This window comes from Pseudomonas sp. NPDC089401 (assembly GCF_044749485.1).
Taxonomy (GTDB): Bacteria; Pseudomonadota; Gammaproteobacteria; order Pseudomonadales; family Pseudomonadaceae; genus Aquipseudomonas.
Map to the genome: position 1 here is coordinate 158,377 of NZ_JBIVIA010000010.1, position 25,788 is coordinate 184,164.

Annotated in this window: 25 protein-coding genes, 1 tRNA gene and 1 pseudogene; 9 read left to right on the forward strand and 18 right to left on the reverse strand. The window is 64.6% G+C overall.

Annotated elements, in window-relative coordinates:
* Positions 1-95 precede the first annotated feature (95 nt).
* A complete protein-coding gene (locus tag ACIP21_RS22020; protein ID WP_400692029.1) occupies positions 96-1,016 on the reverse strand; it encodes an AraC family transcriptional regulator N-terminal domain-containing protein in 921 nt (306 codons plus the stop codon).
* Positions 1,017-1,218: 202 nt separating this feature from the next.
* Between ACIP21_RS22020 and ACIP21_RS22025 the strand changes: the two genes are divergently transcribed.
* Both ACIP21_RS22025 and ACIP21_RS22030 read left to right on the forward strand, forming a co-directional pair.
* Positions 1,219-1,512 (forward strand): putative quinol monooxygenase, encoded by a 294-nt coding sequence (locus ACIP21_RS22025; protein ID WP_400692032.1) that lies wholly within the window; start codon positions 1,219-1,221, stop codon positions 1,510-1,512.
* Positions 1,513-1,558: 46 nt separating this feature from the next.
* Entirely contained in the window at positions 1,559-1,792 is a 234-nt protein-coding gene (locus ACIP21_RS22030; protein WP_400692034.1) for a hypothetical protein, read from the forward strand.
* On the opposite strand, the gene ACIP21_RS22035 is transcribed toward ACIP21_RS22030, so the two are convergent.
* The 6 genes from ACIP21_RS22035 to bglX form a co-directional block, all read right to left on the reverse strand.
* Positions 1,793-2,398: a flavin reductase family protein gene (locus tag ACIP21_RS22035; protein ID WP_400692036.1), complete on the reverse strand. Its 606-nt coding sequence runs from the start codon at positions 2,396-2,398 to the stop codon at positions 1,793-1,795.
* Positions 2,399-2,550: 152 nt separating this feature from the next.
* A complete protein-coding gene (locus ACIP21_RS22040) occupies positions 2,551-2,787 on the reverse strand; it encodes a heme utilization protein (RefSeq protein WP_400692038.1) in 237 nt (78 codons plus the stop codon).
* 341 nt (positions 2,788-3,128) lie between these two features.
* Positions 3,129-4,448, reverse strand: coding sequence for an MFS transporter (locus ACIP21_RS22045; protein ID WP_400692041.1), 1,320 nt, complete (start codon positions 4,446-4,448; stop codon positions 3,129-3,131).
* 278 nt (positions 4,449-4,726) lie between these two features.
* Entirely contained in the window at positions 4,727-6,061 is a 1,335-nt protein-coding gene (locus ACIP21_RS22050; protein WP_400692044.1) for a sigma-54-dependent transcriptional regulator, read from the reverse strand.
* Complete coding sequence (locus tag ACIP21_RS22055; protein WP_400692047.1) at positions 6,055-7,812, reverse strand: ATP-binding protein; 1,758 nt, start codon at positions 7,810-7,812, stop codon at positions 6,055-6,057. The genes ACIP21_RS22050 and ACIP21_RS22055 overlap by 7 nt, the downstream gene beginning before the upstream one ends.
* A gap of 142 nt (positions 7,813-7,954) precedes the next feature.
* Positions 7,955-10,246 (reverse strand): beta-glucosidase BglX, encoded by a 2,292-nt coding sequence (bglX, locus tag ACIP21_RS22060; protein ID WP_400692050.1) that lies wholly within the window; start codon positions 10,244-10,246, stop codon positions 7,955-7,957.
* A gap of 187 nt (positions 10,247-10,433) precedes the next feature.
* On the opposite strand from bglX, the gene ACIP21_RS22065 reads away from it, so the two are divergent.
* The 4 genes and pseudogenes from ACIP21_RS22065 to ACIP21_RS22080 all read left to right on the forward strand — a co-directional run bounded on the left by ACIP21_RS22065 (position 10,434) and on the right by ACIP21_RS22080 (position 13,309).
* Entirely contained in the window at positions 10,434-11,051 is a 618-nt protein-coding gene (locus ACIP21_RS22065) for a TPM domain-containing protein (RefSeq protein ID WP_400692053.1), read from the forward strand.
* Positions 11,052-11,121: 70 nt separating this feature from the next.
* The gene (locus ACIP21_RS22070; RefSeq protein WP_400692056.1) at positions 11,122-12,336 is read left to right on the forward strand and encodes a class I SAM-dependent methyltransferase; all 1,215 of its coding nucleotides are present in this window, start codon (positions 11,122-11,124) and stop codon (positions 12,334-12,336) included.
* 186 nt (positions 12,337-12,522) lie between these two features.
* Positions 12,523-12,780: pseudogene (locus ACIP21_RS22075) on the forward strand (hypothetical protein); the annotation flags it as partial.
* 19 nt (positions 12,781-12,799) lie between these two features.
* Positions 12,800-13,309 carry a helix-turn-helix transcriptional regulator gene (locus tag ACIP21_RS22080; protein ID WP_400692059.1) on the forward strand — a complete coding sequence of 170 codons (510 nt, stop codon included), beginning with the start codon at positions 12,800-12,802 and terminating at the stop codon, positions 13,307-13,309.
* 21 nt (positions 13,310-13,330) lie between these two features.
* Here ACIP21_RS22080 and ACIP21_RS22085 read toward each other — a convergent pair whose 3' ends face one another.
* Entirely contained in the window at positions 13,331-14,341 is a 1,011-nt protein-coding gene (locus ACIP21_RS22085) for a DUF4917 family protein (RefSeq protein ID WP_400692060.1), read from the reverse strand.
* 215 nt (positions 14,342-14,556) lie between these two features.
* Here ACIP21_RS22085 and ACIP21_RS22090 point away from each other — a divergent pair, with 215 nt between their 5' ends.
* The gene (locus tag ACIP21_RS22090) at positions 14,557-14,931 is read left to right on the forward strand and encodes a hypothetical protein (RefSeq protein ID WP_400692062.1); all 375 of its coding nucleotides are present in this window, start codon (positions 14,557-14,559) and stop codon (positions 14,929-14,931) included.
* 176 nt (positions 14,932-15,107) lie between these two features.
* Here ACIP21_RS22090 and ACIP21_RS22095 read toward each other — a convergent pair.
* The 4 genes from ACIP21_RS22095 to ACIP21_RS22110 all read right to left on the reverse strand — a co-directional run bounded on the left by ACIP21_RS22095 (position 15,108) and on the right by ACIP21_RS22110 (position 17,473).
* Positions 15,108-15,181, reverse strand: a tRNA-Gly gene (locus ACIP21_RS22095).
* A 110-nt stretch (positions 15,182-15,291) separates the two neighbouring features.
* A complete protein-coding gene (locus tag ACIP21_RS22100; RefSeq protein WP_400692064.1) occupies positions 15,292-16,185 on the reverse strand; it encodes an alpha/beta fold hydrolase in 894 nt (297 codons plus the stop codon).
* Between the two features lie 334 nt (positions 16,186-16,519).
* Positions 16,520-17,212, reverse strand: a complete 693-nt coding sequence (locus tag ACIP21_RS22105) for a pseudouridine synthase (RefSeq protein ID WP_400692065.1) — start codon at positions 17,210-17,212, stop codon at positions 16,520-16,522.
* Between the two features lie 30 nt (positions 17,213-17,242).
* Positions 17,243-17,473 (reverse strand): cysteine-rich CWC family protein, encoded by a 231-nt coding sequence (locus tag ACIP21_RS22110; RefSeq protein WP_400692068.1) that lies wholly within the window; start codon positions 17,471-17,473, stop codon positions 17,243-17,245.
* A 196-nt stretch (positions 17,474-17,669) separates the two neighbouring features.
* Here ACIP21_RS22110 and ACIP21_RS22115 point away from each other — a divergent pair, with 196 nt between their 5' ends.
* Entirely contained in the window at positions 17,670-18,110 is a 441-nt protein-coding gene (locus tag ACIP21_RS22115; protein ID WP_400692071.1) for a hypothetical protein, read from the forward strand.
* A 9-nt stretch (positions 18,111-18,119) separates the two neighbouring features.
* Here the strand turns inward: ACIP21_RS22115 and ACIP21_RS22120 are convergent, their stop codons facing one another.
* Complete coding sequence (locus ACIP21_RS22120; protein ID WP_400692073.1) at positions 18,120-19,226, reverse strand: enoyl-CoA hydratase/isomerase family protein; 1,107 nt, start codon at positions 19,224-19,226, stop codon at positions 18,120-18,122.
* 126 nt (positions 19,227-19,352) lie between these two features.
* Here ACIP21_RS22120 and ung point away from each other — a divergent pair, with 126 nt between their 5' ends.
* The gene (gene ung, locus ACIP21_RS22125) at positions 19,353-20,045 is read left to right on the forward strand and encodes a uracil-DNA glycosylase (protein ID WP_400692075.1); all 693 of its coding nucleotides are present in this window, start codon (positions 19,353-19,355) and stop codon (positions 20,043-20,045) included.
* A 92-nt stretch (positions 20,046-20,137) separates the two neighbouring features.
* Here ung and ACIP21_RS22130 read toward each other — a convergent pair whose 3' ends face one another.
* The 5 genes from ACIP21_RS22130 to ACIP21_RS22150 form a co-directional block, all read right to left on the reverse strand.
* Complete coding sequence (locus ACIP21_RS22130; protein ID WP_400692077.1) at positions 20,138-21,169, reverse strand: AbrB family transcriptional regulator; 1,032 nt, start codon at positions 21,167-21,169, stop codon at positions 20,138-20,140.
* A complete protein-coding gene (locus ACIP21_RS22135; RefSeq protein WP_400692080.1) occupies positions 21,162-22,676 on the reverse strand; it encodes a tripartite tricarboxylate transporter permease in 1,515 nt (504 codons plus the stop codon). The genes ACIP21_RS22130 and ACIP21_RS22135 overlap by 8 nt, the downstream gene beginning before the upstream one ends.
* A 3-nt stretch (positions 22,677-22,679) precedes the next feature.
* On the reverse strand, positions 22,680-23,138 hold the full coding sequence (locus ACIP21_RS22140; RefSeq protein ID WP_400692083.1) for a tripartite tricarboxylate transporter TctB family protein: 459 nt from the start codon (positions 23,136-23,138) through the stop codon (positions 22,680-22,682).
* 149 nt (positions 23,139-23,287) lie between these two features.
* Entirely contained in the window at positions 23,288-24,268 is a 981-nt protein-coding gene (locus ACIP21_RS22145; RefSeq protein WP_400692085.1) for a Bug family tripartite tricarboxylate transporter substrate binding protein, read from the reverse strand.
* 44 nt (positions 24,269-24,312) lie between these two features.
* On the reverse strand, positions 24,313-25,602 hold the full coding sequence (locus ACIP21_RS22150) for an OprD family porin (protein ID WP_400692088.1): 1,290 nt from the start codon (positions 25,600-25,602) through the stop codon (positions 24,313-24,315).
* Positions 25,603-25,788 lie beyond the last annotated feature (186 nt).

Genomic DNA, 25,788 nt, shown 5'->3' on the forward strand with positions numbered 1-25,788 from the left:
CGCTCCCACAGGGACCGTATCAGTTTCAGGCTTGTGCAATTCCTGTGGGAGCGGCTTTAGCCGCGAAGAGGCCGGCACAGGCTGAAACAATGCTTTCAGCCCGCACTGGCCCGCAACCGCGCCACATCCCGAATCGGCGGCGCGCCATACAGCCGGCTGTACTCGCGGCTGAACTGAGAGGGGCTTTCATAGCCCACCCGATACCCCGCTACCGCCGCCTCCAGCCCGTCATTGAGCATCAGCCGCCGCGCCTCCTGCAGGCGCAGCTGCTTCTGGTACTGCAGCGGGCTCATCGACGTCACCGCCTTGAACCGGTGGTGCAGGGTCGAACTGCTGAGGTTGACCTCGCGCGCCAGGTCCTCGATGCGCAGGGGCTGCTGGTAATTCTGGTTGAGCCAGGTGATCGCCTGGCACACGCGGTGGGTCTGGCTATTGGCCAAGGCGATTTCGTACAGGCGATGGCCCTGCGGCCCACGCAACAGGCGGTAGAGGATTTCCCGGCGGATCAGCGGCGCCAGCATTGCGATGTCACGCGGCGTGTCCAGCAGGCGGATCAGCCGCAGCAAGGCATCGAGCAGCTGCGGATCGGTTCGTTCCACATACAGGCCGCGCCCCGAAGGCAGGTTGGGCACCAGCATCGGCCCGCTCTCGGCGATCAGCTGGCTGATCTCGGCCGGGTCCAGGTCCAGGCGGATGCCCAGGCTCGGGTTTTCGGGGCTGGCATCAAGCTTCACGCCGCTCAGCGGCAAGGTCACCGACACCACCATGTAGTGCAGCGGGTCGTAGGCGTACTGTTCGTCGCCGAGGAACAGGCTCTTGCTGCCCTGGGCCAGGATGCACAGGGCCGGTTGGGCCAAGGTCGGAACCGAGCGGACGTTCTCGGTGTAACGCACCAGGTACAGGTCGTCGATGGCCGAGGCCGGGCCATGGGGCTCGCCGGCATGGCGGCGGATCAGCGTGGCCAGTTCCTGGCGTTGCAGTTCCAGGGTCGGGTCGATGGACGGGGCGGTGGTCATGGTGGCTTTCCTCTGCTGACCGACGCAGCATAGGTTTGGGCAATGGCGGGCGCTAGTCGAAAGCTGCACGCCGATTGCCTGATCCTGCCGCGCTGCAGGATCAGGCAATCGGCAGGCAGTATTGGCCTAACGTGTCGCGCGTGGCAGGCCCTAACCTTGGCAGCCTGGTTTGTCCGCTCGCCTGCTTCAAGGAGATTGTGCAATGACCCTGAAACAACCGGTCACCCATTTGGCGTTCATCCGTGCCAGCAGCGGTCGTTCGGCAGAGCTTGGCGCGCGCCTGCGCGATCTGCTCGCGCCTTCACTGAGCACGCCTGGTTGCCTGAGCTTCACCGTACAGCGCTCCCAGGCCGACGCCGACCTGTGGCTGCTCAGTGGCAGCTGGCAGGACCAGCAGGCCATGAGTGGCTACTTTGCCTCGCCCACACTCGAGGTGTTTGGCGAACTGGTGCAGGCGCAGGTGGTCAGCAGCCTCGACCTGCATACCTTCGACTGAAACAGGGTTAGAATTGCCGCCCTCGATCAACCAGGCGCAAGGCAACATGTCACGCAGAGAATTCCCGCATTTCGAAGCCGTTTCGGCGATGGTCCCGGTGGAAGGCGGCGGCTACAACGCCGCCATCGCGGTCAAGGCACTGGGCATGGGAGGCGCGCCGCGCTTCCACAAGGTCCTCGATGGGCAAGTGTTCAGCAGCGCCATGGCGGCCGATGAGGCCGCCTGCGCCGAGCTCGCACGCCTGCAGGGCGTGGGCGAGGAAGGCGAGCTGATCTGGTGATCAGGCCTGTGGGCGGCGCATCCTGAACAGGTTGCCCAGCTCGAAGTAGTCCGCCGGGCCGCCGCCACGCAGGATCGGTTCGGCCGCGGCGGTATCGTAGATGCCATCCTTGAGCAGGTGCTCGGCAATGTGCACCGCCACCACTTCACCCAGGATCAGCCAGCTGGGCACCAGCTCCTGGTCCGCGCGCTTGAGCTGGACGATCTGGCTCACCTTGCATTCGAACGCCACCGGGGTCTCGCCCACGCGCGGCACCTTGACGAGGTTCGAGGGCACGGCGGTCAGGCCGCTCAGTTCGAACTCGTTGACGTCAGCGGCCACGGCTGCGCAGCTCTGGTTCATCTGCTCGGCCAATGGGCGGGTGGCCAGGTTCCAGACGAACTCGCCGGTCTGCTCGATGTTGTTCAGGCTGTCTTTGCGCCCGACGCTGCAGAAGCCGATGATCGGTGGGATGTAGTTGAAGGCGTTGAAGAAGCTGTACGGCGCCAGGTTCAGCTGGCCGTCCGCGCTGCGGGATGAGATCCAGCCGATCGGGCGCGGGCCGACGATGGCATTGAACGGGTCGTGGGGCAGGCCGTGGCCTTTGGCGGGTTCGTAGTAGTACATCGTGCTACTTCCTTGGACGAGGCGCCTAGTGTGCCAAGCCTTGGTCCGCCTGGAAATGATCGAGCCCGGCCGAAGCCGGGCTGGTTGCACACATCAGGGTCTCAACTGAAGCGATGGCCGTTGGTGCGGTCGAAACCATCTTCGGCGAAGCGTTACGCGTTGGTGCGGTCGAAACCGTCTTCGGCGAAGCGTTGCGCGCCGGTGCGATCGAAGCCGTCTTCAGCGAAGCGCTGGGCGCCGGTGCGGTCGAAACCATCTTCTGCGTAAGTGGCCGATTGGGTCTGGGCCGCTGCGAAGCTGTGGGCGTTGGTGCGGTCGAAGCCATCTTCGGCGAAAGCGCCAGCGGCGAACATCGACAGGGCCAGGGTGAGGATCATTTTGCTTTTCATGGTCGTTGCTCCTTTGGGTGCGAGAGGTTGTTTGCTTCTATGGGTTCAATGCTACGCCGATTAATTTGATTAAAAAGCGCAAAAAATTACGCTTATGAATCGTATTAATCGATATATTGCCCCGTGACACCTGAAGGCCGGGCATTCCCGTCAGCGTTTTGTCATCGGTATCGAACCCTGGGCGAGTGCAAGGCTTCGCCAGCCATTGCAGGATGAGGGGCTGAAATTAATCGGGGGTTAAGAGCTGAAAATTGGCTTCGGAGATGACCTGAACCTGATCTTTCGCCCCCCAAACAAAAAGGGCGCCCCTTGCGGGCGCCCTTTGCGTTGCGGCATCACACCTAGTCAGTGGTGATCCGCGAATGCTGCTTGGTGTCCTTCATGGTGGTGTACACCAGCAGCGAGCAGGCGATGCACGCCGTCACGTACCAGTAGAAGCCGCTTTCCAGGCCGGCGCTCTTGAACCACAGCGCCACGTACTCGGCGGTGCCGCCGAAGATCGACACGGTCAGGGCATACGGCAGGCCAACACCCAGGGCGCGGATCTCGGTGGGGAACAGTTCGGCTTTGACCACGGCGTTGATCGAGGTGTAGCCGCTGACGATGATCAGCGCCGCCATGATCAGGAAGAACGCGCCCCACCAGGTCTGGATGGTGTGCAGGGTGCTGAGGATCGGCACGGTGAACAGGGTGCCGAGCACGCCGAAGGCGATCAGGATCGGGCGTCGGCCGATCTTGTCCGAGAGGCTGCCGATCACCGGCTGCAGGCACATGAACAGGAACAGCGTGGCCGCCGAGATGGTGGTCGAGTCGCTGATGCTCATGCCCACGGTGTTGACCAGGTACTTCTGCATGTAGGTGGTGTAGGTGTAGAAGGCCAGGGTACCGCCCATGGTCAGGCCGACCACGGTCATCAGTTCCTTGGGGTGGCGCAGCAGGGTGCGCATCAGGTTTTCCTTGGCCTTTTCCTTCTTGGTGAAGGAGGCGGTTTCTTCCATGCCACGGCGCAGGTACAAGGCCACCACCGCGCACAGCGCGCCGATCACGAAAGGTACGCGCCAGCCCCAGGCATACAGCTGCTCGGTGGTCAGGGTCTGCTGCAGGATGATCAGTACCGCCAGGGCGATGAGCTGGCCGGAAATCAGGGTCACATACTGGAAGCTGGAGAAGAAGCCGCGGCGGTCCTTGCTGGCCATCTCGCTGAGGTAGGTAGCCGAGGTGCCGTATTCGCCACCCACCGACAGGCCTTGCATCAGGCGCGCGATCACCAGCAGCACCGGTGCGGCGTAGCCGATGGTGTCGTAGCCCGGGGTCAGGGCGATCACCAGGGAGCCTGCGCACATCAGCAGCACAGAGGCCATCAGTGCAGCCTTGCGGCCCTTGCGGTCGGCATACAGGCCCATCAGCCAGCCACCGATCGGGCGCATCAGGAAGCCCACGGCAAAGATCGCGGCGGTGTTGAGCAGTTGTGCGGTGTAGTCGCCGGCGGGGAAGAAGGCCTTGGCGAAGTACAGTGAGAATGCGGCGTAGACGTACCAGTCGTACCATTCGACCATGTTGCCGATGGAACCACTGAAGATCGACTTGAGGCGGCTGGCGGTGGTTTTTTCAGCGGCGGGCGCGACGGCCGCCCCGGCTGGCAGGGAGGTGGCGTTATCCATCAGGGATACCTTCTCGTTGTTTTTGTGGAGCGCGCCGAAGCGCAGCTTGCCAGGACGAGTGCAGAAGGTGTGCCAAATGGGTGCGTGGCGATCCAAATGGGGGCGCTTCGCGCCTTCGCGGGCAAGCCCGCTCCCACAGGAACCGCGCGCTACCTGGGGCCATCAGAATTCACTGCAGGAGCGGGCCTTGCCCGCGAAGGGCTGCAAAGCAGCCCCGAATTTGTGTAGGCATAAGCGGATTCTTGCCTGGCAACTCCCGAGGATAAGCGGATTTCCGCCTATTCCCGCACGACAAAGTCCTCACGCACCAATCCATGCCGCTGCATCTTCTCGTTCAACGTCCGCCGCGGCAGCTGCAAGGCTTCCATCACCGCCTTGATTTCCCCACCATGCTGACGCAACGCCGCCCGCAGGCACTGGGCCTCGAAGGCTTCGACCTGCTCGACCAGCGCCTGCCCCGCAGGCGCCACCTCGATGTTCGGCGAGCCCAACCCCAGCGCATGCCGCTCCGCCGCATTGGCCAGCTCACGCACGTTGCCGGGCCAGTCATGGCTGAGCAATTGCGCCAGTTGCGCGCCCGACAGGGCAGGCGCCTGGCGCCCGAGCTTCTCGGCCGTCGCCCGGGTAAAGTGCTCGAACAGCAGTGGGATGTCCTCGCGCCGCTCACGCAACGGCGCCAGGCGCAGTTCGGCGACGTTCAGGCGGTACGCCAGGTCCTCGCGGAAACGCCCGGCGCGGGCTTCCTCGAGCAGGTCGGGCTTGGTCGCGGCGATGATCCGCAAGTCCACGCTGATGCTCTGGTTGGCCCCCAGCCGCTCCAGCTTCTGCTCCTGGATCACCCTCAGCAGCTTGGCCTGCTGGGCCAGCGGCATGCTTTCGATCTCGTCGAGGAACACCGTGCCACCGTTGGCGAATTCCAGCTTGCCGATACGCTTGCCCTGGGCACCGGTGAAGGCGCCGCTCTCGTGGCCGAACAACTCGGCCTCGAACAACGCTTCGGGAATCGCCGCGCAATTGAGCGCGACGAAGGGCTTGCCTGCGCGCGGGCCGAAGTCGTGCAGGCAGCGCGCCACGCGCTCCTTGCCACTGCCGGTTTCCCCGCGGATCAGCACATTGACCGGCAGGCCGGCCAGGTCCAGTACCTGCCGGCGCAGCTGTTGCAGGCCCTGGGACATGCCGAGCAACGCGCCTTCGAGGCGTGACTTGAGGTCGGCCTGCTCATGCAGGCGGCGGTTCTCCAGCACCAGTTGGCGCTTTTCCAGCGCGCGCCGCAGGCTGCCCAGCAGGTGCTGCGGAGTGAAGGGTTTTTCCAGGAAGTCGTAGGCGCCGTTGCGCATGGCCTCGACCGCCATCGGCACATCGCCATGGCCGGTGAGCAGGATCACCGGCAGGTCGGGGTCGTCGGCGTGCAGGCGTTCGAGCAGTTGCAGGCCGCCCATGCCGGGCATGCGCACGTCACTGACGACCACCCCGGGGAAGTGCGCTGGCAGCTCGGCCAGGCACTCCTCGGCGCGGGCGAACAGCTGCACGCTGAAGCCCGACAGGCTCAGCCACTGCTCGACCGCGGAGCGGATACTGGCTTCATCATCGACGACGATCACTGAATTCAACATACAGGCTCCAGGTCACGGGGCAGGGTCAGGCTCAGGCGGGCGCCGCCAGGGACATTCTCGGCATACAATTGGCCGCCGGCCTCTTGAATGATGCCATAGGAGATCGCCAGGCCCAGCCCCAGGCCTTCGCCCACCGGTTTGGTGGTGAAGAACGGATCGAAGACCTTGGCAAGGTCCGCTTCGGCGATGCCACCGCCGGAATCCAGCACGCTCAGGCGCCATTGCCCATTGTCTGGACCGATGCGCACTTCCAGGCGTTTGTAGCGCTTGTCGGCCATGGCGTCGAGGGCGTTGCGCAGCAGGTTGATCAACACCTGCTCCAGGCGAATCGCATCGCCCCGTACCCAGGCCGGGCGCGCCAGGTACAGGGCCAGCTCGACCTGCTCGGCGCGGATCCGTGCATCGAGCAGGTGCAGGGCCTGGTCGACCACGCTGGCCAGGTCCAGGCGTTCGCGCAGGCCGACCGGGCTGTTGCGGGCGAAGGTCTTGAGGTGGCTGGTCAATGCCGTCATGCGCGTGAGCATCTGTTCCAGCGGCTCCAGGGCCTTGCGCGCTTCGTCGTGGCGGCCATGGTCGAGCAGCAGGCGCAGGGTTTCCAGCTGCATGCGCTGGGTGGTCAGTGGCTGGTTGATCTCGTGGGCCATGGCTGCCGACATCTGCCCCAGGGCGGCGAGCTTGGCCGACTGCACCAGGCCTTGCTGGGCGGTGCGCAGCTCGCGGGTTCGCTCCTCGACCTGGCGCTTGAGCTCTTCGCGGCTGCGCTGGCGCAGGCGGGCCAGGCGCAGGCGCTGGCTGATGAACAGTGCGGCGAACACCAGGCTCAGCCACACGGCGGCGGCGCCCAGCGCGGCATTGCGCCCGGCCGTGGCCACCTGGGGTTTGCGCAGCAGGTGCAGGGTCCAGCGTTCGCCTTCCAGCGGCAGGCTTTCCCAGAGGTATTCGGCCGGGCCGTCCGGGCCTTGCACGCGTGTCAGCTGGCTGTTGTCGGCAAAGCGGGTGAGCACCTGGTGCTGCAACGGCACCAGCGGCTGCTTGTCGTACTGGCGGGTTTCGACCAGCTCGGCGCGGTCGGCAGCGCTGAGCGGTTGCAGTTCGCGGTAGCGCCAGCCGTCCTGGTTGGCGATGAAGGTGATGCCGCGGGCGTCGCTGACCAGCAGGATATCGCTGCCCTGGCGCCACTCGCGTTCCAGCTCGGGAAACTCCAGCTTGACCACCATGGCGCCGAGGAAGCGCCCGTGTTCGTCGTTGACTGCACTGGAGAGAAAGTAACCCGGCACGCCGCTGGTCACGCCAACCGCGTAGAAGCGGCCGCTGCCCTGGCTGCGGGTCTGTTTGAAATAGGGGCGGAAGCCGTAGTTGGAGCCCACGTAGGTGGTCGGCAGGCGCCAGTTGCTGGCGGCCACGGCCAGCCCGGTGCGGTCGAGCAGCTCCAGGGTGGACGAGTTGGCGGCGCCGTTGATGCGTTCGAGCTTGAGGTTCAGCGCGTGCTGCACGGGTTCGCCGACCGGGCCGCGCAGGGCCTCGATCAGTTCCGGGTCCAGTGCCAGCACGGCGGGCAGGGCGCGGTAGCGGTCGATCAGGGTGTGCAGGGCGTTGGCATACAGCACAAGCTGCTGGCCGGCGCGACGGGCGTCGTCTTCCATGGCCTGGCGCTTGGCCTGGTGCATGGCCCAGCCGGCACTGAGCAGGGTGCCGAGCACGATCAGCAGGGTGATCAGCCCCAGACGCAGGGCGCGAAAGGAAAAGGGCATGGGGCGGATCCGGATTCAGTAGGAACAGGTCCGGCCCTTTCGCGGGCAAGCCCGCTCCCACAGGTTTCGTGCAGGGCTACCTGCATGCCAGTTACCTGTGGGAGCGGGCTTGCCTGCGAACAGGCCAGTGCAGGCAAACCAGTTACAACAGTTCGAAGCTCTGCTGCTGCACCGCTTGGGAATCCAGCCCGACCTGGACATTGAACTCGCCAGGCTCGGCCACCCGCTGCAGCTGGCCATTGTAGAACTTCAGGTCATCCTCGCTGAGGCTGAAGGTCAGGGTGCGCGACTCGCCGGCCTTGAGCATCAGCTTCTGGAAGCGCTTGAGCTCCTTGACCGGGCGGCTCATCGACGCCGACACATCCTGCAGGTACAGCTGCACCACGGTCTCGCCGTCACGCTTGCCGGTGTTTTTCACCGTCACCTTGGCTACCTGGGTTTCGCCGCGCTTGAGGTCCTTGTTCGCCAGCGTCAGCCCGGACAGCTCGAAGCTGCTGTAGCTCAGGCCATAGCCGAACGGATACAGCGGGCCGTTGGGCTCCTCGAAGTACTGCGACGTGTAGTTGCCCGGCTTGCCAAGGGTGAACGGCCGGCCGATGCGGGTGTGGTTGTAGTACATCGGGATCTGCCCGACCGAACGCGGGAAGGTGATGGCCAGCTTGCCGGACGGGTTGTAGTCGCCGAACAGCACGTCGGCGATGGCGTTGCCGCCTTCGGTGCCGGCGAACCAGGTTTCCAGGATGGCGTCGGCCTGTTCGCGCTCCCAGCCGATCGACAGCGGGCGACCGTTCATCAGCACCAGCACCAGCGGCTTGCCGGTGGCTTTCAGGGCCTTGATCAGCTCGCGCTGGCTGGCCGGGATTTCCAGGGTGGTGCGGCTCGACGACTCGTGGGACATGCCACGGGATTCGCCGACCACGGCGACCACCACGTCGGACTGCCGGGCGGCCTTGACCGCCTCATCGATCAGCACCGCAGCCGGGCGCGGGTCGTCGACGATTTCCGGGGCATCGAAGTTGAGGAAGTTCAGGTAGTCCAGAATCGCCTTGTCGCCGGTGACGTTGGAGCCCTTGGCATAGACCAGCTTGGCCTTGCCTTCGACGGCACGGCGCAGGCCTTCGCGCACGGTCACCGAGTGCATCGGTTTGCCGTCGGCGGCCCAGCTGCCCATCATGTCGATCGGCGCATCGGCCAGGGGGCCTACCAGGGCGATGGTGCCGGCTTTTTTCAGGGGCAGCGTCTGCTGCCTGTTTTCCAGCAGTACCAGGCTGCGGCGCGCCACGTCGCGGGCAGCGTCGCGGTGCAGGCGGTCCTCGCCGTAGTAGTCCTTGAGGTCGGCCTCGGCCTTGGCTATGCGCACGTAGGGGTCCTTGAACAGGCCCATGTCGTACTTGGCGCCGAGCACTTCGCGCACGGCCTGGTCGAGCTCCTGCTGGGTCACCTCGCCGGCCTTGAGCAGCCCTGGCAGTTCTTCGCCGTACAGGGTGTCGTTCATGCTCATGTCGATACCGGCCTTGATCGCCAGCTTGGCCGCTTCGCGACCGTCACGGGCGACACCGTGGCGGATCAGTTCCTGGATGGCGCCATGGTCGCTGATGGTCACGCCCTTGAAGCCCCACTCCTTGCGCAGCAGGTCGTTCATCAGCCAGGTGTTGGAGGTGGCCGGCACGCCGTTGATCGAGTTCAGCGCCACCATCACCCCGCCGGCACCGGCGTCGAGCGCGGCGCGGTAGGGTGGCAGGTAGTCGTTGTACATCTTCGGCAGGCTCATATCGACCGTGTTGTAGTCGCGGCCGCCCTCCACCGCGCCGTACAGGGCGAAGTGCTTGACGATGGCCATGATGCTGTCGGGGTTGGCCGGGCTGCTGCCCTGGAACGAACGGACCATCACCTGGCCGATCTTCGAGGTCAGGTAGGTGTCTTCGCCGAAGCCTTCGCTGGTGCGGCCCCAGCGCGGGTCGCGGGCGATGTCGACCATCGGCGCGAAGGTCATGTCCAGGGCGTCGGCCGAGGCTTCGATGGCCGAGGTGCGGCCGACCTTGGCGATGGCGTCCATGTCCCAGGTGGCGGCCAGGCCCAGGCCGATCGGGAAGATGGTACGTTCGCCGTGGATGGTGTCGTAGGCGAAGAACATCGGGATCTTCAGGCGGCTGCGCATGGCGGCGTCCTGCATCGGCCGGTTCTCGGGGGCGGTGCGCGAGTTGAAGGTGCCACCGATGCGCCCGGCGGCGATTTCTTCGCGGATCTTCGCGTGGGGCATTTCCGGGCCGATGCTGATCAGGCGCAACTGGCCGATCTTCTCGGCCTCGGTCATCTGGCCGATCAGGTGATCGATGAAGGCCTGCTTGTCCTGCAGGGGCGGGGCGGTTTGGGCGGCAAGGGCCGCCTGGCTGGCAAGGCCCAGGGCCAGGCCCAGCAAAGACAGTTTCATCATGAATTCCATTGTCGTGGCCTGTGACGTATCCACGGGGATACGTGCGCGGCCGAGTTTTTCAGGCGGCTATTGTTGTACGATTCGCGTGCTTTTCTTCCAGCGGCGGATTATGCCTGAATATGTCGCCAGGTTAGGAAGCCCCGTATGCCGGGACAACAATTATAAGAACGCCCAAGAGACCGAAGGCATGACCCCCCTCAACGAATACGAGCAGCGCCAGATAGCCGAGGCCATCGCCCGCGCCGAGCGGCGCACCGACGCCGAACTGGTGACCGTGCTGGCCCGCCGCGCGGATGACTACGCCTACCTGCCACTGTTCTGGGCCGCCGTGCTGGCGCTGGCGGTGCCGGGCCTGCTGCACTGGCAGCTCGGCTGGCCCGGGGTACGCGGGCTGCTGGTGGCCAATGTGCTGCTGTTCATCGGCCTGTGCCTGCTGCTGCGCCAGCCGCGCCTTGCCGCCTGGCTGATTCCGCGCGCGTTGCGCCGCTGGCGCGCGGCGAGCCTGGCCCGACAGCAGTTTCGCGAACAGAACCTGCAGCGCACCGCAGGTGCCACTGGCGTGCTGATCTTCGTCGCGGAGGCGGAGCGTTACGTGGCGATCCTGGTCGACCAGGGGATCGACCGCCACTTCGGCGCCGATGCGCGAGCGCTGATCGTCGCCCGGTTCGCCGAGCAGGTGCGCCAGGGCCGGACCTTGCAGGGCTTCGTCGAGTGCATCGAGGCCTGTGGCGAGCGGCTCGGCGAACAGCTGCCACGCACCCATGCGCGCAACGAACTGCCCAACCGCCTGGTGATTCTCGACTGAGCCGGCCTGCGGAGGGTGTAGAATGCGCGGCATTGCGTAACGCTCCCGCTATTCGAGGCACCGTCCCTTCATGTCCGCCTGTTCTTCCGCTTCCTCCGCGCCGGATGCGCGCGCCCAGTTCCTCGACCTGCTGAGCGCCGCCCTGCACGGCAACACCCTGGTCAAGCTGGTGCTGGCACGCCATGTCGGCGCCGACCAGACCTTGCAGCGCATCATCGCCAAACCCGTGCAGGTCAAGGGGCAGGCCAACCTGTCGCTGGTCTATCGCCACCAGACCCGCGACATTACCCGCAACCTGCCCCTGGACCAGGCGCTGGCGCTGGTCGCAGAACTGCTGCCGGAAAGCTTCCGCAATGCCCACCTGTTCGATGCCGACGGCGAGCTGCAGCTGACGTTCAGCAAGAAGGGCAAGCCGATGCTCCAGCGCCATGGCGCGCAGGCCCCGCGTGAGGCCGCCGCCAGCACCGGCCATGACCGTGAGAAGAAGCGCTACCTGGAGCTGTCGCGGCCGTTCCTGCGTGACCTGGGCGTGACCGACGCCCAAGGTGCGCTGATCCCGTCGATGTCGCGCAAGTGGAAGCAGATCAACAAGTTCATCGAAGTGTTCGACCACGCCCTGGCCAACGCCCCGGTGCCGACGGAGCAGGCACTGCGGGTCGCCGACTTCGGCTCGGGCAAGGGTTACCTGACCTTCGCCATGCACGACTACCTGCGCGACACCCTGGGCCGCGAGGCGCAGGTGACTGGCGTGGAGCTGCGCCAGGACATGGTCGACCTGTGCAACGCCGCCGCCGCGCGCCTGGAGCATCCGGGCCTGGAGTTCCAGTGCGGCGACGTGCGCAGTGTGGTACCCGAGGCGATCGAGGTGATGATCGCCCTGCATGCCTGCGACATCGCCACCGATTATGCCATCCACACCGGCATCCGCTGCAACGCCGCGATCATCATGTGCTCGCCGTGCTGCCACAAGCAGATCCGCCCGCAACTGCACAGCCCGGGGCTGCTGCAGCCGATGCTGCAGTATGGGCTGCACCTGGGGCAGCAGGCCGAGATGCTCACCGACAGCCTGCGCGCGCTGTACCTGGAAGCCTGTGGCTACGAGACCAAGGTGTTCGAGTTCATCTCGCTGGAGCACACCAACAAGAACAAGATGATCCTCGCGGTGAAGCGGCGGCAGGCGGGGGATAACACGGCGTTGCTGGAGAAGATCGAGCAGCTCAAGGCGTTCTACGGGGTGCGCGAGCATTGCCTGGAAACCTTGTTGCAGGCGGACAAGCTGATCTGAAGGTCGCCAGGTGAAGAGCAGGCGCCGCGTGGGCGCTGCTCCTGAATACTCGTAGGACAATTCCCAAGCACTGTTGCCGGTCGTATTTGGCTTGAAGAGATCTGTAGTGTGGTGTGCTCGCTCGTCGAGCGGGCGAGGTTGTCAGTTGACAACCTCGCACTGAGCCGACCACACTGGAGAACGCTGATGTCACGCCCCAGTCATGCCAAGAAAGAGGTCGAGCAGGCCTTGAGGCACGCTGAATCACAAGGATGGAAGGTCGTGGTGGGTGGAGGCCATTGCTGGGGCAAGTTGTATTGCCCTTTCAACGATGCCGATTGCCGTTGCGGGGAGTTCTGCATAACCAGCGTGTGGAGCACCCCGAAGAATCCTGGCAATTTTGCCCGCCAGCTGCGGCGTGTGGTGGATAACTGCACCAACCCCTCGGCAACCGTACATCGAAAGCAGCTCGGGAGAGGTAGCAATGGAATACGAGTTCACCCTCAAGTATCAACTGATCGAAGACGAAGAAGTCGACGTACTTCTGGAGCGCCTGGCCGCGGCGGGTTGTGATGACGCGGTAGTCGGCGTGGGTCAGCCTGGCCGGCTGGCCTTGGCATTCTTGCGAGAGTCCCGATCTGCCAAGGAGGCGATTGAAAGTGCCTTGAGCGACGTCCGCGAAGCGGTTCCCAGTGCCCGTCTGATCGAGGCGACACCCGATCTCGTGGGGCTGACCGATGTCGCCGAAATCATCGGTGTATCGCGGCAGAACATGCGCAAGTTGATGCTCTCGCATATGCACAGCTTTCCCGCACCCATGCATGATGGCGGTACTTCGCTGTGGCATCTGGCCGATGTTCTCCGCTGGCTGCAGGCTCGGGGGAGTTATGCGATTGGTCAGGAGATCCTGGATCTGGCCCAGGTGGCGATGACGATCAACGTCGCCCGTGCTCATGAGCGTGTGTTCGGGGCTTCGCGGAACCTGGCCTATTGATCAACCCGTGTCCGGTCCCCCTCAGCGCTTGGTGCCCGGCACCTCGATTGCCAGTTCCGGCAACCCCAACGGATGCGTGCTCGCATCGAAAAAGTGCAAGGCTGTGCCCGGCAAATCGCCGAACCGCTGCACATAGTGCTGCTTCTGGTTGATGACCGATGCCTCGCTCAGCGGCCGGATGGCAATCGACAGGTGCGCCGGGCGTGCCTGGCGAATGGCCTCGAGCAGGTGTTGGTCGCTGCTGTCCAGGTGCTGGCCGAACAGGCACAATCCCTGGCTTTCCTGCGCCAGCTGGCCAAGGCTCCAGGCCAGGTAGTCCGAATGGCGGATGGCTCGCAGCTTTTCCTCGCTACGGTCCTCGTTGACGAACAGCGGCACTTCACCGGGAATGTTCACGGCAAACCCATCGAGCAGTTCGGCGCCATCGGCGCTGCGCTGGCGGGTGCTGCCGTCGGGCAACTTGAGCAGGTGCAGGCCGCCGTGCAGGTGCAGCACGCGGGTGCCTTCGCTGCGGGTGCGGCGCACGTCGAAGAAACCCTGCTCGTCGAACAGCTCGGCGAAGCCTTGCGCGGCATGTTGCACGGCCCAGGGCAGGATCAGGTCGTAGTTGCTGGTGTACACGCTGCGGTAGTCGCGCAAGGCCTGGTTGATCGACGCCAGGGTGGCGGCAGGCATCAGCGGCCAGGGCAGGTGCAAGGTGCGGATGGCGTGGATCAGGCCTTCCTTGATCGAGTAGTAGCGGTTCAGCGGCGCGGTGGAGTTGATCGCCAGGGCGGCGTTGGCACGCACGGTCTGGTTGAGGGTGCTCAGCACCGGCTCGAACAGCTCGGTGCCCAAGGACTTGAACAGCGCCTGGTCGCTGATCGCCAGGCCCTTCTTGCGCCCGGCGCGCTGGGCTTCCTCGAACAGCGAGAAGTAGCCGAACGGCTTCCACAGGGCACGACTGGCGCCATTGCCCAGCAGCAGGGCGGTGCACGGGTGGCGCTGGTTGAGGTCTGGCCAAGGGGCGAGGCGGGCGTCGAGAGCTGGCATGCGGGGTCCGTTCGGTGGTGCGGGAAACGGCGGGGACTTTAGCATGTCAGGCAAGTTGCCGAAGATCCTTTTGCTCCGGGTGGGCTCCCGATCTTTGCGGATGCGTTACTGGCTGTAGCTACATCAGGGTTTGCCTGATGGAACAGGGTGGTCAGCGATGGCAAAGTGCCTGCCTCCAGCGTTTGCGCGCTGGATCATCTACACAAGGAGCCAGTGTGAAACTCTGCAAACTCGCAGCGCTTGCCGCCTGCATGATCGTGCCATCCGCCGCCCACGCCGCCGTGGAGCTCTCGTCGCTGTACCAGGCCTACGAAAATAACAACTACTCCACATTGAGCATGGAAGAGCGCAACAAGCCCCTGCGCATTTCCGCTATCGCCCTGGAACTGTCCACCAACCTCAAGGGTGCACCGATTCTTGCCGCTGGCAACGATGACGGCTACGAGCTGGCGCGCCTGAGCACGACCGACAAGGCCCAGCAGGCGGTAATGACCACGCTGCGCCCAGGTCAGAAGTTCGAAGCCGAATGCGTATTGCAGTTTACGTCCGGCAGCGACTGGATGGCCTTCCACGATTGCCGCTTCAACTGAACAGGGACGTTCCCATTAAAGGTTTCAAGTACGTCGTCGCCATGGCCAGCTGCGCAGTGGCTTTTCCGTAACCGCCGCCGAGCGGTCGAGCAAAAAGTGGAAAAACGAAAAAAGGAGCCTCGGCTCCTTTTGACAGCGATGACGTTGCTGGAACGCCATGCGAGGGAAATGCGATTTGGAGCGGGTAGAGGGAATCGAACCCTCAACTAAAGCTTGGGAAGCTTTCGTTTTGCCACTAAACTATACCCGCGTTTGCGTTCGACTTTTTACCAGAACCCTCCTCGAATTAGAAGCCCCGGTTATAAATAAAAGCTGTCGGCGCCCATAGCCTGCGGGTGAAGCTACAGGACGCCGATACGCTCAGATGGCAACTGCATGCTGGCCCTGCTGTGCAAATGGATAGGGCTGCTGCTGACGCACTTCACGCAGCGTAGGCTTGAGGAAACCCAGCATCACGTTGCGGTAGTCCTCGCAGGCGCTCTTGTGCTCCATGTCGAGGAAGTGCCCGGCATCGCGGATCACGCTGAACTGGCTGTTGCCGATGTGCTGGCTGAAATGGCGCGCATCCTCGACCGTGGTGTACTCGTCCCGGTCACCGTTGATGAACAGCACCGGAATGTCGATGTTGCGGGCGCCTTTCAAGGCACGCTCCAGGTCATGCTGCAACACCTGGTTGATGTGGAAGTGCATCTGCTCGTACTCGTGGCGGTCCAGGCTGCTCACGTGGCGATAGTTGAAGCGCTTGAACAGCGACGGCAGGAACTTGCCGATGGTGTCGTTGACCAGGTTGCCGACCTGGTAGCGATCGCAGGCGGCCAGGTACCGGCAGCCACGTTCCAGGTAGTCGCGCATCGGTTCGTTGATGATCGGCGAGAACGAGCTGACCACTGCCTTCTTCACCCGCCGTGGCTGGTGCGCCAGCGCCAGCAATGTACCGGCCCCGCCCCAGGAGAAGGACATGACATGGTCGCATTGGAAGTGCTCGATCAGCTCCAGCAGGATATGCGCCTCGTCCTCCTTGCTGATCAGCCGTTCCTGGCGGTTGTGTGGTTTGGACTTGCCTGCATAGGGTTGGTCGTACAGCACGACGTTGAATTGCGGGTGCAGGTTGCGCACCGTCTGGGCGAACGATGCCGTGGTGGCCAGCGACCCATTGATCAGAATGATCGTCTTCTCGGCCGCATCCGCGCGATAGAACTCCGTGTAAACCCGATACTGACCTTGGACATCAAGTACAGCGATTTCTGGCCTCATGTCATCGACTCCTGGCGCAAAAAGGGTATTCGCGTCACCTAGGGTGCACGTTCTTTATGACAGGTAGGCATTTGCCTGAAGTAAACCGGGGGGCCCTGTGTCGATCCTTGGCACACGTGTCGACGATTGTTTTTGGCGGGCGATCTGCCGTGCCCCAACGTATCGAGGCGCTGGGTGGCCGGCAAAAAGTGTCAGGGTCCAGATTACGTGACTGGCTGGTCACTCATGGACTGACGAGGTAGGAGTCAAGCAGTGGGTCTGCAATCGCGCAAGTTCCGTTTGCGCAAATTTGTGACTCCAGCCGCTCGGCGGTCGTATGCCTGTATTACGGCATTCAGACCGAGGCGATTTCTGCCGCCGTCAGTGCCCTGAACTCACCTGGTTTCAGGCAAGGATCGAGCCGGATCGAGCCCATGCTTTCACGGTGCAGACCAACGACCTTGTTGTCGAAATGGCCGAACATGCGCTTGACCTGATGGTAGCGCCCCTCGACGATCGCCAGCCGTGCCTGGCGCGGGCCGAGGATGTCGAGCTGGGCGGGCAGGGTGGTGAGGCCTTCGAAGGCGAAGTAGAAGCCTTGGGTGAACTTGGCGACGTAGTGTTCGCCGATCTCGTCCTCGGTTTCGACCAGGTAGTGCTTGGGCAGCTTGGTGGCCGGCTGGGTCAGGCGCCGCGACCACTGGCCGTCGTTGGTCAGGATCATCAGGCCGGTGGTGTTGAAGTCCAGGCGCCCGGCGATGTGCAGGTCGTCGCGCAGCTCGGTGGGCAGCAGGTCGAGCACGGTGCGGTGCTGTGGGTCCTGGGTCGCGCTGACGCAGCCAGCGGGCTTGTGCAGCATCAGGTAGCGGGCCGGGCGGCCGGCTTGCAGCAGCTGGTCGTCAACCTCGACCCGGCTGAATTCGCGCACTTCGCACCTGGGGTCGGACGCCACTTCACCGTCCACGCGCACGCGCCGCTGCACCAGCATGAGGCGCACTTGCTGGCGGTTGTAGCAGGGCAGGTTGGCGAGGAAGCGGTCGAGGCGCATGGTGTTCGGGCAGCGAAAGGGGGGCGCAGTCTAGCGGTTTTTGCCGTTGCTCGGGGCTGCCGCGTGCGCGAGTTGATCTTCCACGGCGGCGCAGCGCGGGCACAGGCAGGCTTTGTTGCGCAGCTCGGCGGGCAGGGCCTGGAGCACCGCAGGGTCGATGCTTGCGCCAAAGCACCAGCAGGGTTGGGTGGCGCTGCGAGGGTCGGCCAGGGTGCACTGGTTGAGAGCGCCGCAGGCGGGGCAGTGCTGGGTATCCGTCATGCTCGGTTCCGGGTGTTTCACTAAGGCGTACTGGGACGGAGTATATCCGACCGGCGCAGGCGACGACCTGTATCAATTTATTGCGCGCAGGGCACTGCACCTTGCCGTCGCTGTCTGATGCCTTGTCGACGAACGCATTTTCGCCGACGCTCGCCAGCGCCGCTGTTCGGGCACCCCAGCGGTCCAGGAGGCCGCCATGTCCTATCGAATTCTGTTGATCGCCCTGTTGGGTCTGATGACATCCGCCTGTGCTCCTTACTACGAGAGCGGGGGCTATTACCGTTCGGATTACTACACCACCGACCGTTATGCATACCCGGGATACGACCGCTATGACCGCTACTACGTAGTGCCGCAAACGCGCTACTACTACCAGCCGGCTCCGCGTTACTACCGTCCGGCGCCACCGCCGGTATATCGCTCTTACCCTCGGCCCGGGGTGAACCAGTGGCACGGCAACCCGCGCTATGACTATGGCAATCGCCAGCGCTACGACTATGGGCGCGACCGCGACCGCAACGACTACCGCAATGGCAGCCAGCGCTATCAACATGATCGCTGGCACTCCAATGGGCGTGGGGACAACGACCGCCGGCCCGATCGCGGGCGCGGTGGCGACCACAACTGGCAACGCTGACGGGCAGCATCAAACCATGTCCGCCAGCGGGTGGCGCCCCTCCCAGACCTTGGTGAAGTGCGCCTCGACAACCGCCGCCGGCACCTGTGCCACGTCCGGCCAATGCCAGCGCGGCTGGTTGTCCTTGTCCAGCAGGCGCGCGCGCACGCCTTCGCTGAATTCCGGGTGACGGCAGCAGTTCAGGCTCATGCTGTATTCCATCTGGAATACCTGCGCCAGTGACAGGTGCCGCGCCCGGCGGATCTGCTCCCAGACCAGGTGCGCGGTCAGTGGGCAGCCTTCGTGCAGGCTTTGGCCTGCTTGCGCCAGCAGTGGGTCGTGGTGGTGTTTCAAACCCTCGATGGCGCGCCATGCTGCCGCTGCGTCGGCCACATCGAGCAAGGCGTCGATCACCTGCCGCCGTGGTAACCATTGCGCTTCCGGCAATTCGGCCCAGGCCCGATGCTGTTCGGCCTTGAGCAGGCTGTTCAATTGCAATGCGGTCTGCTCCTGCCAGTTCAGTTGCAGCAACTCCTCGATCAACGCTTCCTGCTGCTGCTCGCCGAAAAAACGGTCTGCCAGGCCCAGATCAAGCGCATCGCGGGCGTTGATCGGTGCTCCGGTCAGCCCCAGGAACAGGCCGAGCCTGCCCGGCAGGCGGGCGAGAAACCAGCTGGCACCGACGTCCGGATACAGGCCGATGCTGATTTCCGGCATCGCCAGCCGGCTGCTGGGCGTGACGATGCGCACCCCGGCCCCTTGCAGCAGCCCCATGCCGCCACCCAGGACATGGCCATGGCCCCAGCACAGCAGCGGCTTGGGGTAGCGGTGCAGCAGGTAGTCGAGGCGGTACTCGGCAGCGAAGAAAGTCGCGGCCAGCGGCGGTACGCTGCCGGGGTGTTCGCGGCAGGCCTGGGCCAGCGCTCGCACGTCGCCGCCGGCGCAGAAGGCCTTGGCGCCGTTGCCGCGCAGCAGCACGCAGACGATGCCGGGATCGTGGGCCCAGGCGTGCAGCTGCTCGCCGAGCACTTCGATCATCGGCAGGTTCAGGGCGTTGAGCGCCTTGGGCGCATCCAGGGTGGCAATGCCGATGCGGGCGCCATCGACGCCGGTCAGTACCTCGCAATGAATGGCCATGGACTACCTCGCTCAAGTCATCCACCCAGTATGGACCGCATGGCCGAACCTGCCGGTCTTCGGTCGGATCGATTGACAAGCCGGGGAGGCTTACCTAGTGTCGCGCCATTGTTTACGGATGGCCCCATGACTGACGACGATCGCATCAAACTCGAACCCGGCTGGAAGGCCGCGCTGCGCGCCGAATTCGACCAGCCCTACATGCACCAGTTGCGCGAGTTCCTGCGCCAGGAACATGCGGCCGGCAAGGAGATCTACCCGCCAGGGCCGCTGATCTTCAATGCACTGAATTCCACGCCGTTGGAGCAGGTGAAGGTGGTGATCCTCGGCCAGGACCCTTACCACGGCCCGGGCCAGGCCCATGGCCTGTGCTTCTCGGTGCAGCCGGGCGTGGCCACGCCGCCGTCGCTGGTCAACATCTACAAAGAACTGCAGCGTGACCTGAACATCCCGATTGCCAGCCACGGCTACCTGCAGAGCTGGGCCGAGCAGGGCGTGCTGCTGCTGAACACGACCATGACCGTGGAGCGCGCCAACGCCGCGTCCCATGCCAAGAAGGGTTGGGAGTTCTTTACCGACCGGATCATCCAGGTGGTCAGCGAGCAGTGCCCGAACGTGGTGTTCCTGCTGTGGGGGGCGCATGCCCAGAGCAAGCAGAAGCTGATCGATGGTACCAAGCACCTGGTGCTGAAGTCGGTGCACCCGTCGCCGTTGTCGGCCTATCGCGGGTTCCTGGGCTGCGGGCATTTCAGCCGTGCCAACGGCTTCCTCGAACAGCGCGGCATGGCGCCGATCAACTGGGCGTTGCCACCGCTCTGAAACAGCGTCGCCTGCTTCACGGGTGAACCCGCTCCTACACGGCCTGCGCTATCCCTGTAGGAGCGGGTTTACCCGCGAAGCAGGCGACACGATTATCGGGAGTTGGCGTTCCAGATCCGGAACAACGGCTCGGCCAGAAACAGCACGAACAACAAGCGCATCACCTGCAACGCCGTCACCAGCGGCACCGACAGCTGCAAGGTCTCCGCCGTCAGGCTCATCTCGGCAATCCCGCCCGGCATCATCCCCAGCGTCAGCGAACGCAAGTCCAGCGCGGTCATCACGCTCAAGCCCCACGCCGCACTGCCGGCAATCGCCATGCACAACCCGGTGGCCACCAGCGTGCGCCCGAGAAACGATGGCGCACGGCGGAAGAACGCGCGGTTGAAGTGGCAGGCCAGGCCGCTGCCGATCAGCCACTGGCCGATCTGGCTGGCGCCATTGGGCAGGGCGATCTGCAGATCGCCCGTCAGGCTCACGCTCGCCGCCACCAGCAACGGCCCGAACAGCCACGGGTTGGGCTGGCGCAAGCGTTGCCAGGCAAAGCCCGTGGCCACGCCCAGCGGCACGATCAACGCCAGCCAGCCCCAGCTGACGCTGCCGGCATGGTTCAGCGGCACGCCATCACCGAGCAGGAACTTGAACAGTGCCGGCACGCACAGCACCACCGCCAGCACGCGCAGGCTCTGCGCCGCCGCCACCTGGCTGAGTACCGCGCCGTTGCGTGCGCCGAGGTTGACCATCTCTCCCGAGCCACCGGGCATGCTGGCGAAGAATGCCGTGGCGCGGTCCTCGCCGGTGCGCCGCAGCAGCCATACGCTGATCACGCTGGAGAGGGTGGTGAACAGCGCGCCGAAGAAGATCAGCGCGAAGTGGCTGGCCACCTGCTCGATCACCGCCGGGGTGAAGTGCAGGCCGATGCCGATGCCGATGATGCACTGGCCGCATTTGCGCCCATTGGGGATTTCCGACAGCTGCCAGGGCGTCAGGCAGCGCACCAGGATGATCGCCAGCAACGCGCCGACCATCCATGGCAAAGGCCAGCCGACCTGGCTGGCGGCATAACCGCCAGCCAGGCCGACCAGCCCGGTCGCAACGAACAGCGGCAGCGACCGATCAGGCATCGGCCATGGCCCGGCGCTGCACGCTGCGCTTGCGCCAGATGCGCAGCAGCGGGAAGGTCAGCATGCACAGGGTCAGCACCCAGACCGACAGGCTGATCGGGCTCGACCAGAGGATGCCCAGTTCGCCGTTGGAGATCGACAGCGCGCGGCGCAGGTTCTGCTCCATCAGCCCGCCAAGGATGAACCCGAGCAGGATCGGCGACAGCGGGAAGTCCAGCTTGCGCAGGATGTAGCCCATGATGCCGATGCCGACCATCAGGAACAGGTCGAAGGTGGTGGCATGCACCGCATAGACGCCGATTGCGGTGATGATGGCGATCACCGGCACCAGTGCCCAGTTCGGCACGGCGAGGATGCGGGTGAAGATGCGGATCATCGGGATGTTCAGGATCACCAGCATGATGTTGGCGATGAACAGCGAGGCGATCAGGCCCCAGACGATGTCCGGTTGCTGTTCGAACAGCAGCGGGCCCGGGGTGATGTTGTACAGGGTCAGCGCGCCGATCATCACCGCGGTGGTGCCCGAGCCCGGTACGCCCAGGGTCAGCATCGGTACCAGGGCGCCGCAGCAGGAGGCGCCGATGGCGGTTTCCGGGGCGGCCAGGCCACGGGCGTCGCCCTTGCCGAAGTTGCCGTTGGCACCGGCGATGCGTTTCTCGGTCATGTAGGCCACGGCGCTGGCCAGGGTGGCGCCGGCACCGGGCAGCACGCCCATGATGAAGCCGAGCAGGCCGCAACGGATGTTGACCACGAATACCGAGGCCGCTTCCTTGAAGTTGAACAGCATGCGCCCGGTGGCCTTGACCGCCTGGTGGCCATGGTGGGTCTTTTCCAGCAACAGCAGGATCTCGCTGATCGAGAACAGGCCCAGCACCAGCACCACGAACTGGATGCCGTCGGCCAGGTGCACGCTGTCACCGGTGAAGCGGTACACGCCGCTGTTGGCGTCGATGCCGACCGCCGACAGGAACAGGCCGATCAGCGCGGCGATGAAGGTCTTCAGGGGCTTGTCGCCGGCCATGCCGCCGAGGCAGACGATGGCGAACACCATCAGCACGAAGTATTCCGCCGGGCCGAAGGCGATCGCCCATTTCGCCAGCAGCGGGGCGAACAGCACCATGCCGCAGGTGGCGATGAAGGCGCCGATGAACGAGCTCCACGCCGACAGCGACAGGGCCACCCCAGCCAGGCCCTGGCGAGCCATCGGGTAGCCATCGAGGGTGGTCATCACGGTCGAGGCCTCGCCCGGGATGTTCAGCAGGATCGAGCTGATCCGGCCGCCGTATTCGCAGCCCAGGTACACCGCGGCCAGCAGGATCAGCGCCGACTCCGGCGGCAGGCCGAGGGCGAAGGCGATCGGGATCAGCAGGGCCACGCCGTTGATCGGGCCCAGGCCCGGCAGCAGGCCGACCACGGTGCCGATCAGCGTGCCCGAGAGGGCGGTGACCAGGTTGTAGGGGCTCAGGGCGACGCCGAAGCCCTGGCCCAGGTAGCTCAAGGTATCCATGTGTCAGTTCTCCAGTACGCTCAGCAGGCCAAGGGGCAGGGGTACGTCCATCACGCGGTCGAACAGCCAGTACAGCAGCACGCTCATGCCCACTACCACCAGGCTGCTGTGCAGCCAGCGGCCGCCGTACAGGCGGGCCATGGGGATGCCGACGAGGATGGCGCTGAGAATGAAGCCCAAGGTTTCGAAGGTGCCGGCGAAGACGATCAGCAGGCCGACGCAGACGGCGATCTTGATCAGGGTTTCGCGGTCCAGTTCTGGCTCGTCGTCCTTGCGCACGATGGGGGTGGGACGGATCGCCAGGTACAGCAGGCCCAGGCTCATCAGGCCGAGCATCAGCAGCGGATAGGCGCGCGGGCCCACCGGTTCGTAGGAAAACGCGGCCTGGTAGGGCCAGGCCATCACCGCCAGGGCGGCGCACACCGCCAGCAGGGCCAGGGCGAAAATGCGTTGCAGGATCATCGAGAAATCCTCGGTTTTTCGGGACGACGCGGACCCTGTGGGAGCGGGTTTACCCGCGAAAGCGCCAGATCATGAAACGATGTTGTCTGGTCCGACGCATTCGCGGGTAAACCCGCTCCCACAGGGATCGGGGGAAAGTCGTGAATGGCTTACTGAATCAGGCCAAATTCCTTGGCCAGGGATTTGTACTCAGCCACCTGCTTCTTCACATAACCGTCCAGCTCTTCGCCGGTCATGGCGAACGGGAACAGCTCGCGCTGGTCACGCAGCTTGGCGAAGTCTTCCGAAGCCAGCATCTTGTCGAACGACTCCTTCCACCAGGCGTATTCCTCGTCGCTCACCTTCGGGCCGAGGTAGAAGCCACGCACCACCGGCCAGACGATGTCGTAGCCCTGCTCCTTGGCGGTGGGGATGTCTTTCATTTCCGGCTCGTCCAGGCGGTTTTCCGAGAACACCGCAAGGATGCGCATGTTGCCGCTCTGGATGTGGGGCATGGAGTCGGAGATGTCGGTCGAACCGACCTGGATGTGCCCGCCCAGCAGTGCAGTGGCAATCTCGCCGCCGCCTTCCAGGGCCACGTAGCGCAGGTCGCGCGGGTTGATGCCGGCAGCCTTGGCGATCAGCGCGGTCTGCATCCAGTCCTGGCTGCCGACGGTGCCCCCGGAGCCGATCACCACCTTGCTCGGGTCTTTCTTCAGCGCCGCGACCAGGTCGTCGAGGGTCTTGTACGGCGAATCGCTCTTCACCGCGATGGCGCCATAGCTGGTGCCGACGGCGGCCAGCCACTTCACCGCGTTCTCGTCGAAGCGGCCGAACTTGCCCTGGGCCAGGTTCAGCAAGGAGCCGCTGGACCAGGCCACCAGGGTCCCGGCGTCGCCCGGGCGCTGGGCGACCACGGCGTTGTAGGCCACTGCGCCGACACCGCCGGGCATGTAGGTGACGCGCATTGGCTTGCTGAGGATCTTTTCCTGCACCAGGGCGCTCTGCACCAGCTTGCAGGTCAGGTCGAAGCCGCCGCCTGGCGAAGCCGGGGCGATGCATTCAGGGCGTTTCGGTTCGGCGGCGAGGGCATTGCCGGCCAGCAGCAGGCAGCCGGTGGCGAGGACGAGGCGGCGCAGTGAAAAGGTCATCGAATGTCTCCGTGAGCGTTGTTGTTATCGGTTACCGCTTGGGCTTACCACAGGGCCACGCTGTAGCTCACCAGCAGCCGCACTTCGTCGGCGTCGCGGGCGAAGTTGGAGCGGAAGGTGGCGTTGCGCAGGCGCACGGCGACGTTTTTCAACGCGCCGCTTTGTACCACGTACTTCAGTTCGGTGTTGCGCTCCCACTCCTTGCCCTCGCCACCGGCGGCGCGGCTGACGTTGTCGCCGTTGATGTAGCGGGTCATGAAGGTCAGGCCGGGGATGCCCAGGGCTGCGAAGTTGTAGTCGTAGCGCGCCTGCCAGGAGCGCTCGTCGGCGCCGGCGAAGTCGTTGATCTGGACGAAGTTGACCAGGTACGGGTCGGCACCATCGACGTAGGGGAAGGCGCTGTCGCCCGACAGCTGCTGCCAGGCGGCGCTGACCTTGTGCCCGCCCAGGCTGTAGCTGAGCATGGTGTTGAAGGTGGTGTTGTCGATGCGCCCGGCCTTGGCCGCGCCGGCATCGTCGCTGATCGCCAGGCGCACGTCGGCGCCGACGGTGCCCGGGCCCCAGGGCTGGGTGGCGAGCAGGCCGATGAAGTGCTGGCGGTAGATGTCGTCGAGCTGGGCGAAGTGGTAGCTGCCGGTGATGCGGTCGGTGAGTTTGTAGTCGACGCCGGCCAGGTCGAGGTTGTCGGCGCTGAAGGTACCGCCGAAGCGGCCGTTCTTGTTGTTCAGGGCCAGGTCTTCCCAGTTGGTGTCGTTGCGGTCCTTGGCCTTGTCCAGGCGCCCGCCGGTGAAGGTCAGGCCTTTGATTTCCTGGGAGGTGAGCAGGCCACCCTCGAAGGTTTGCGGCAGGATGCGCCCGTCGTTGGGCTGCAGGGTCGGCAGTTCGGGGATCAGCGTGCCGACCTTGAGTTCGGTCCTGGAAATCTTCACCTTGCCGGTCAGGCCGAGCTTGGAGTACTCGTTGGCCGCCTTGCCGTCGTCATGGGTCGGCAGCAGGCCGGTATCCGTGCGGTCGGGGCTGGAGTCGAGCTTGATGCCCAGCATGCCCAGGGCGTCCAGGCCGAAACCCACGGTGCCGTCGGTGTAGCCGGACTCGAAGTTGAGCATGAAACCCTGGGCCCATTCGTCGCGCTTGGATTGCTGCGCGCTGGTGCCGTCGCGGAAGTCGCGGTTGAAGTACATGTTGCGGGTTTCGAAGGTCGCCGTGCTGTCTTCGAGGAAGGCGGCCTGGCTCAGCGGGGCGACGCCGGCGAGTGCGAGGGCACTGGCGATGGCGGATGGGCGTGCGGACAGGGAACGGCTAGGCGCGAACGCCTGAGGCTGCAATGACAGCATCGGGATGACTCCGTTTTCTTATTCTTGTTCGTTGCACCTTGCTGGTGCTTTTTGCGGCGCGTGGAGCGACCGTGGTGCGATGCTAGGTAACGAACCTTTCGTGAACCTTTCAGCGCGAAAGGTTTGTTGCAAGGGGCTTCACAGGCGTGGCGACAGCGGTACACTCCGCGCCACTGTCCACCCGAA

Bases quoted from the DNA above. Each gene is read 5' to 3' on its own strand.
- ACIP21_RS22020 (WP_400692029.1), bottom strand. From the start codon at position 1,016: ATGACCACCGCCCCGTCCATCGACCCGACCCTGGAACTGCAACGCCAG.
- ACIP21_RS22025 (WP_400692032.1), top strand. From the start codon at position 1,219: ATGACCCTGAAACAACCGGTCACCCATTTGGCGTTCATCCGTGCCAGC.
- ACIP21_RS22030 (WP_400692034.1), top strand. From the start codon at position 1,559: ATGTCACGCAGAGAATTCCCGCATTTCGAAGCCGTTTCGGCGATGGTC.
- ACIP21_RS22035 (WP_400692036.1), bottom strand. From the start codon at position 2,398: ATGTACTACTACGAACCCGCCAAAGGCCACGGCCTGCCCCACGACCCG.
- ACIP21_RS22040 (WP_400692038.1), bottom strand. From the start codon at position 2,787: ATGAAAAGCAAAATGATCCTCACCCTGGCCCTGTCGATGTTCGCCGCT.
- ACIP21_RS22045 (WP_400692041.1), bottom strand. From the start codon at position 4,448: ATGGATAACGCCACCTCCCTGCCAGCCGGGGCGGCCGTCGCGCCCGCC.
- ACIP21_RS22050 (WP_400692044.1), bottom strand. From the start codon at position 6,061: ATGTTGAATTCAGTGATCGTCGTCGATGATGAAGCCAGTATCCGCTCC.
- ACIP21_RS22055 (WP_400692047.1), bottom strand. From the start codon at position 7,812: ATGCCCTTTTCCTTTCGCGCCCTGCGTCTGGGGCTGATCACCCTGCTG.
- bglX (WP_400692050.1), bottom strand. From the start codon at position 10,246: ATGATGAAACTGTCTTTGCTGGGCCTGGCCCTGGGCCTTGCCAGCCAG.
- ACIP21_RS22065 (WP_400692053.1), top strand. From the start codon at position 10,434: ATGACCCCCCTCAACGAATACGAGCAGCGCCAGATAGCCGAGGCCATC.
- ACIP21_RS22070 (WP_400692056.1), top strand. From the start codon at position 11,122: ATGTCCGCCTGTTCTTCCGCTTCCTCCGCGCCGGATGCGCGCGCCCAG.
- ACIP21_RS22080 (WP_400692059.1), top strand. From the start codon at position 12,800: ATGGAATACGAGTTCACCCTCAAGTATCAACTGATCGAAGACGAAGAA.
- ACIP21_RS22085 (WP_400692060.1), bottom strand. From the start codon at position 14,341: ATGCCAGCTCTCGACGCCCGCCTCGCCCCTTGGCCAGACCTCAACCAG.
- ACIP21_RS22100 (WP_400692064.1), bottom strand. From the start codon at position 16,185: ATGAGGCCAGAAATCGCTGTACTTGATGTCCAAGGTCAGTATCGGGTT.
- ACIP21_RS22105 (WP_400692065.1), bottom strand. From the start codon at position 17,212: ATGCGCCTCGACCGCTTCCTCGCCAACCTGCCCTGCTACAACCGCCAG.
- ACIP21_RS22110 (WP_400692068.1), bottom strand. From the start codon at position 17,473: ATGACGGATACCCAGCACTGCCCCGCCTGCGGCGCTCTCAACCAGTGC.
- ACIP21_RS22115 (WP_400692071.1), top strand. From the start codon at position 17,670: ATGTCCTATCGAATTCTGTTGATCGCCCTGTTGGGTCTGATGACATCC.
- ACIP21_RS22120 (WP_400692073.1), bottom strand. From the start codon at position 19,226: ATGGCCATTCATTGCGAGGTACTGACCGGCGTCGATGGCGCCCGCATC.
- ung (WP_400692075.1), top strand. From the start codon at position 19,353: ATGACTGACGACGATCGCATCAAACTCGAACCCGGCTGGAAGGCCGCG.
- ACIP21_RS22130 (WP_400692077.1), bottom strand. From the start codon at position 21,169: ATGCCTGATCGGTCGCTGCCGCTGTTCGTTGCGACCGGGCTGGTCGGC.
- ACIP21_RS22135 (WP_400692080.1), bottom strand. From the start codon at position 22,676: ATGGATACCTTGAGCTACCTGGGCCAGGGCTTCGGCGTCGCCCTGAGC.
- ACIP21_RS22140 (WP_400692083.1), bottom strand. From the start codon at position 23,138: ATGATCCTGCAACGCATTTTCGCCCTGGCCCTGCTGGCGGTGTGCGCC.
- ACIP21_RS22145 (WP_400692085.1), bottom strand. From the start codon at position 24,268: ATGACCTTTTCACTGCGCCGCCTCGTCCTCGCCACCGGCTGCCTGCTG.
- ACIP21_RS22150 (WP_400692088.1), bottom strand. From the start codon at position 25,602: ATGCTGTCATTGCAGCCTCAGGCGTTCGCGCCTAGCCGTTCCCTGTCC.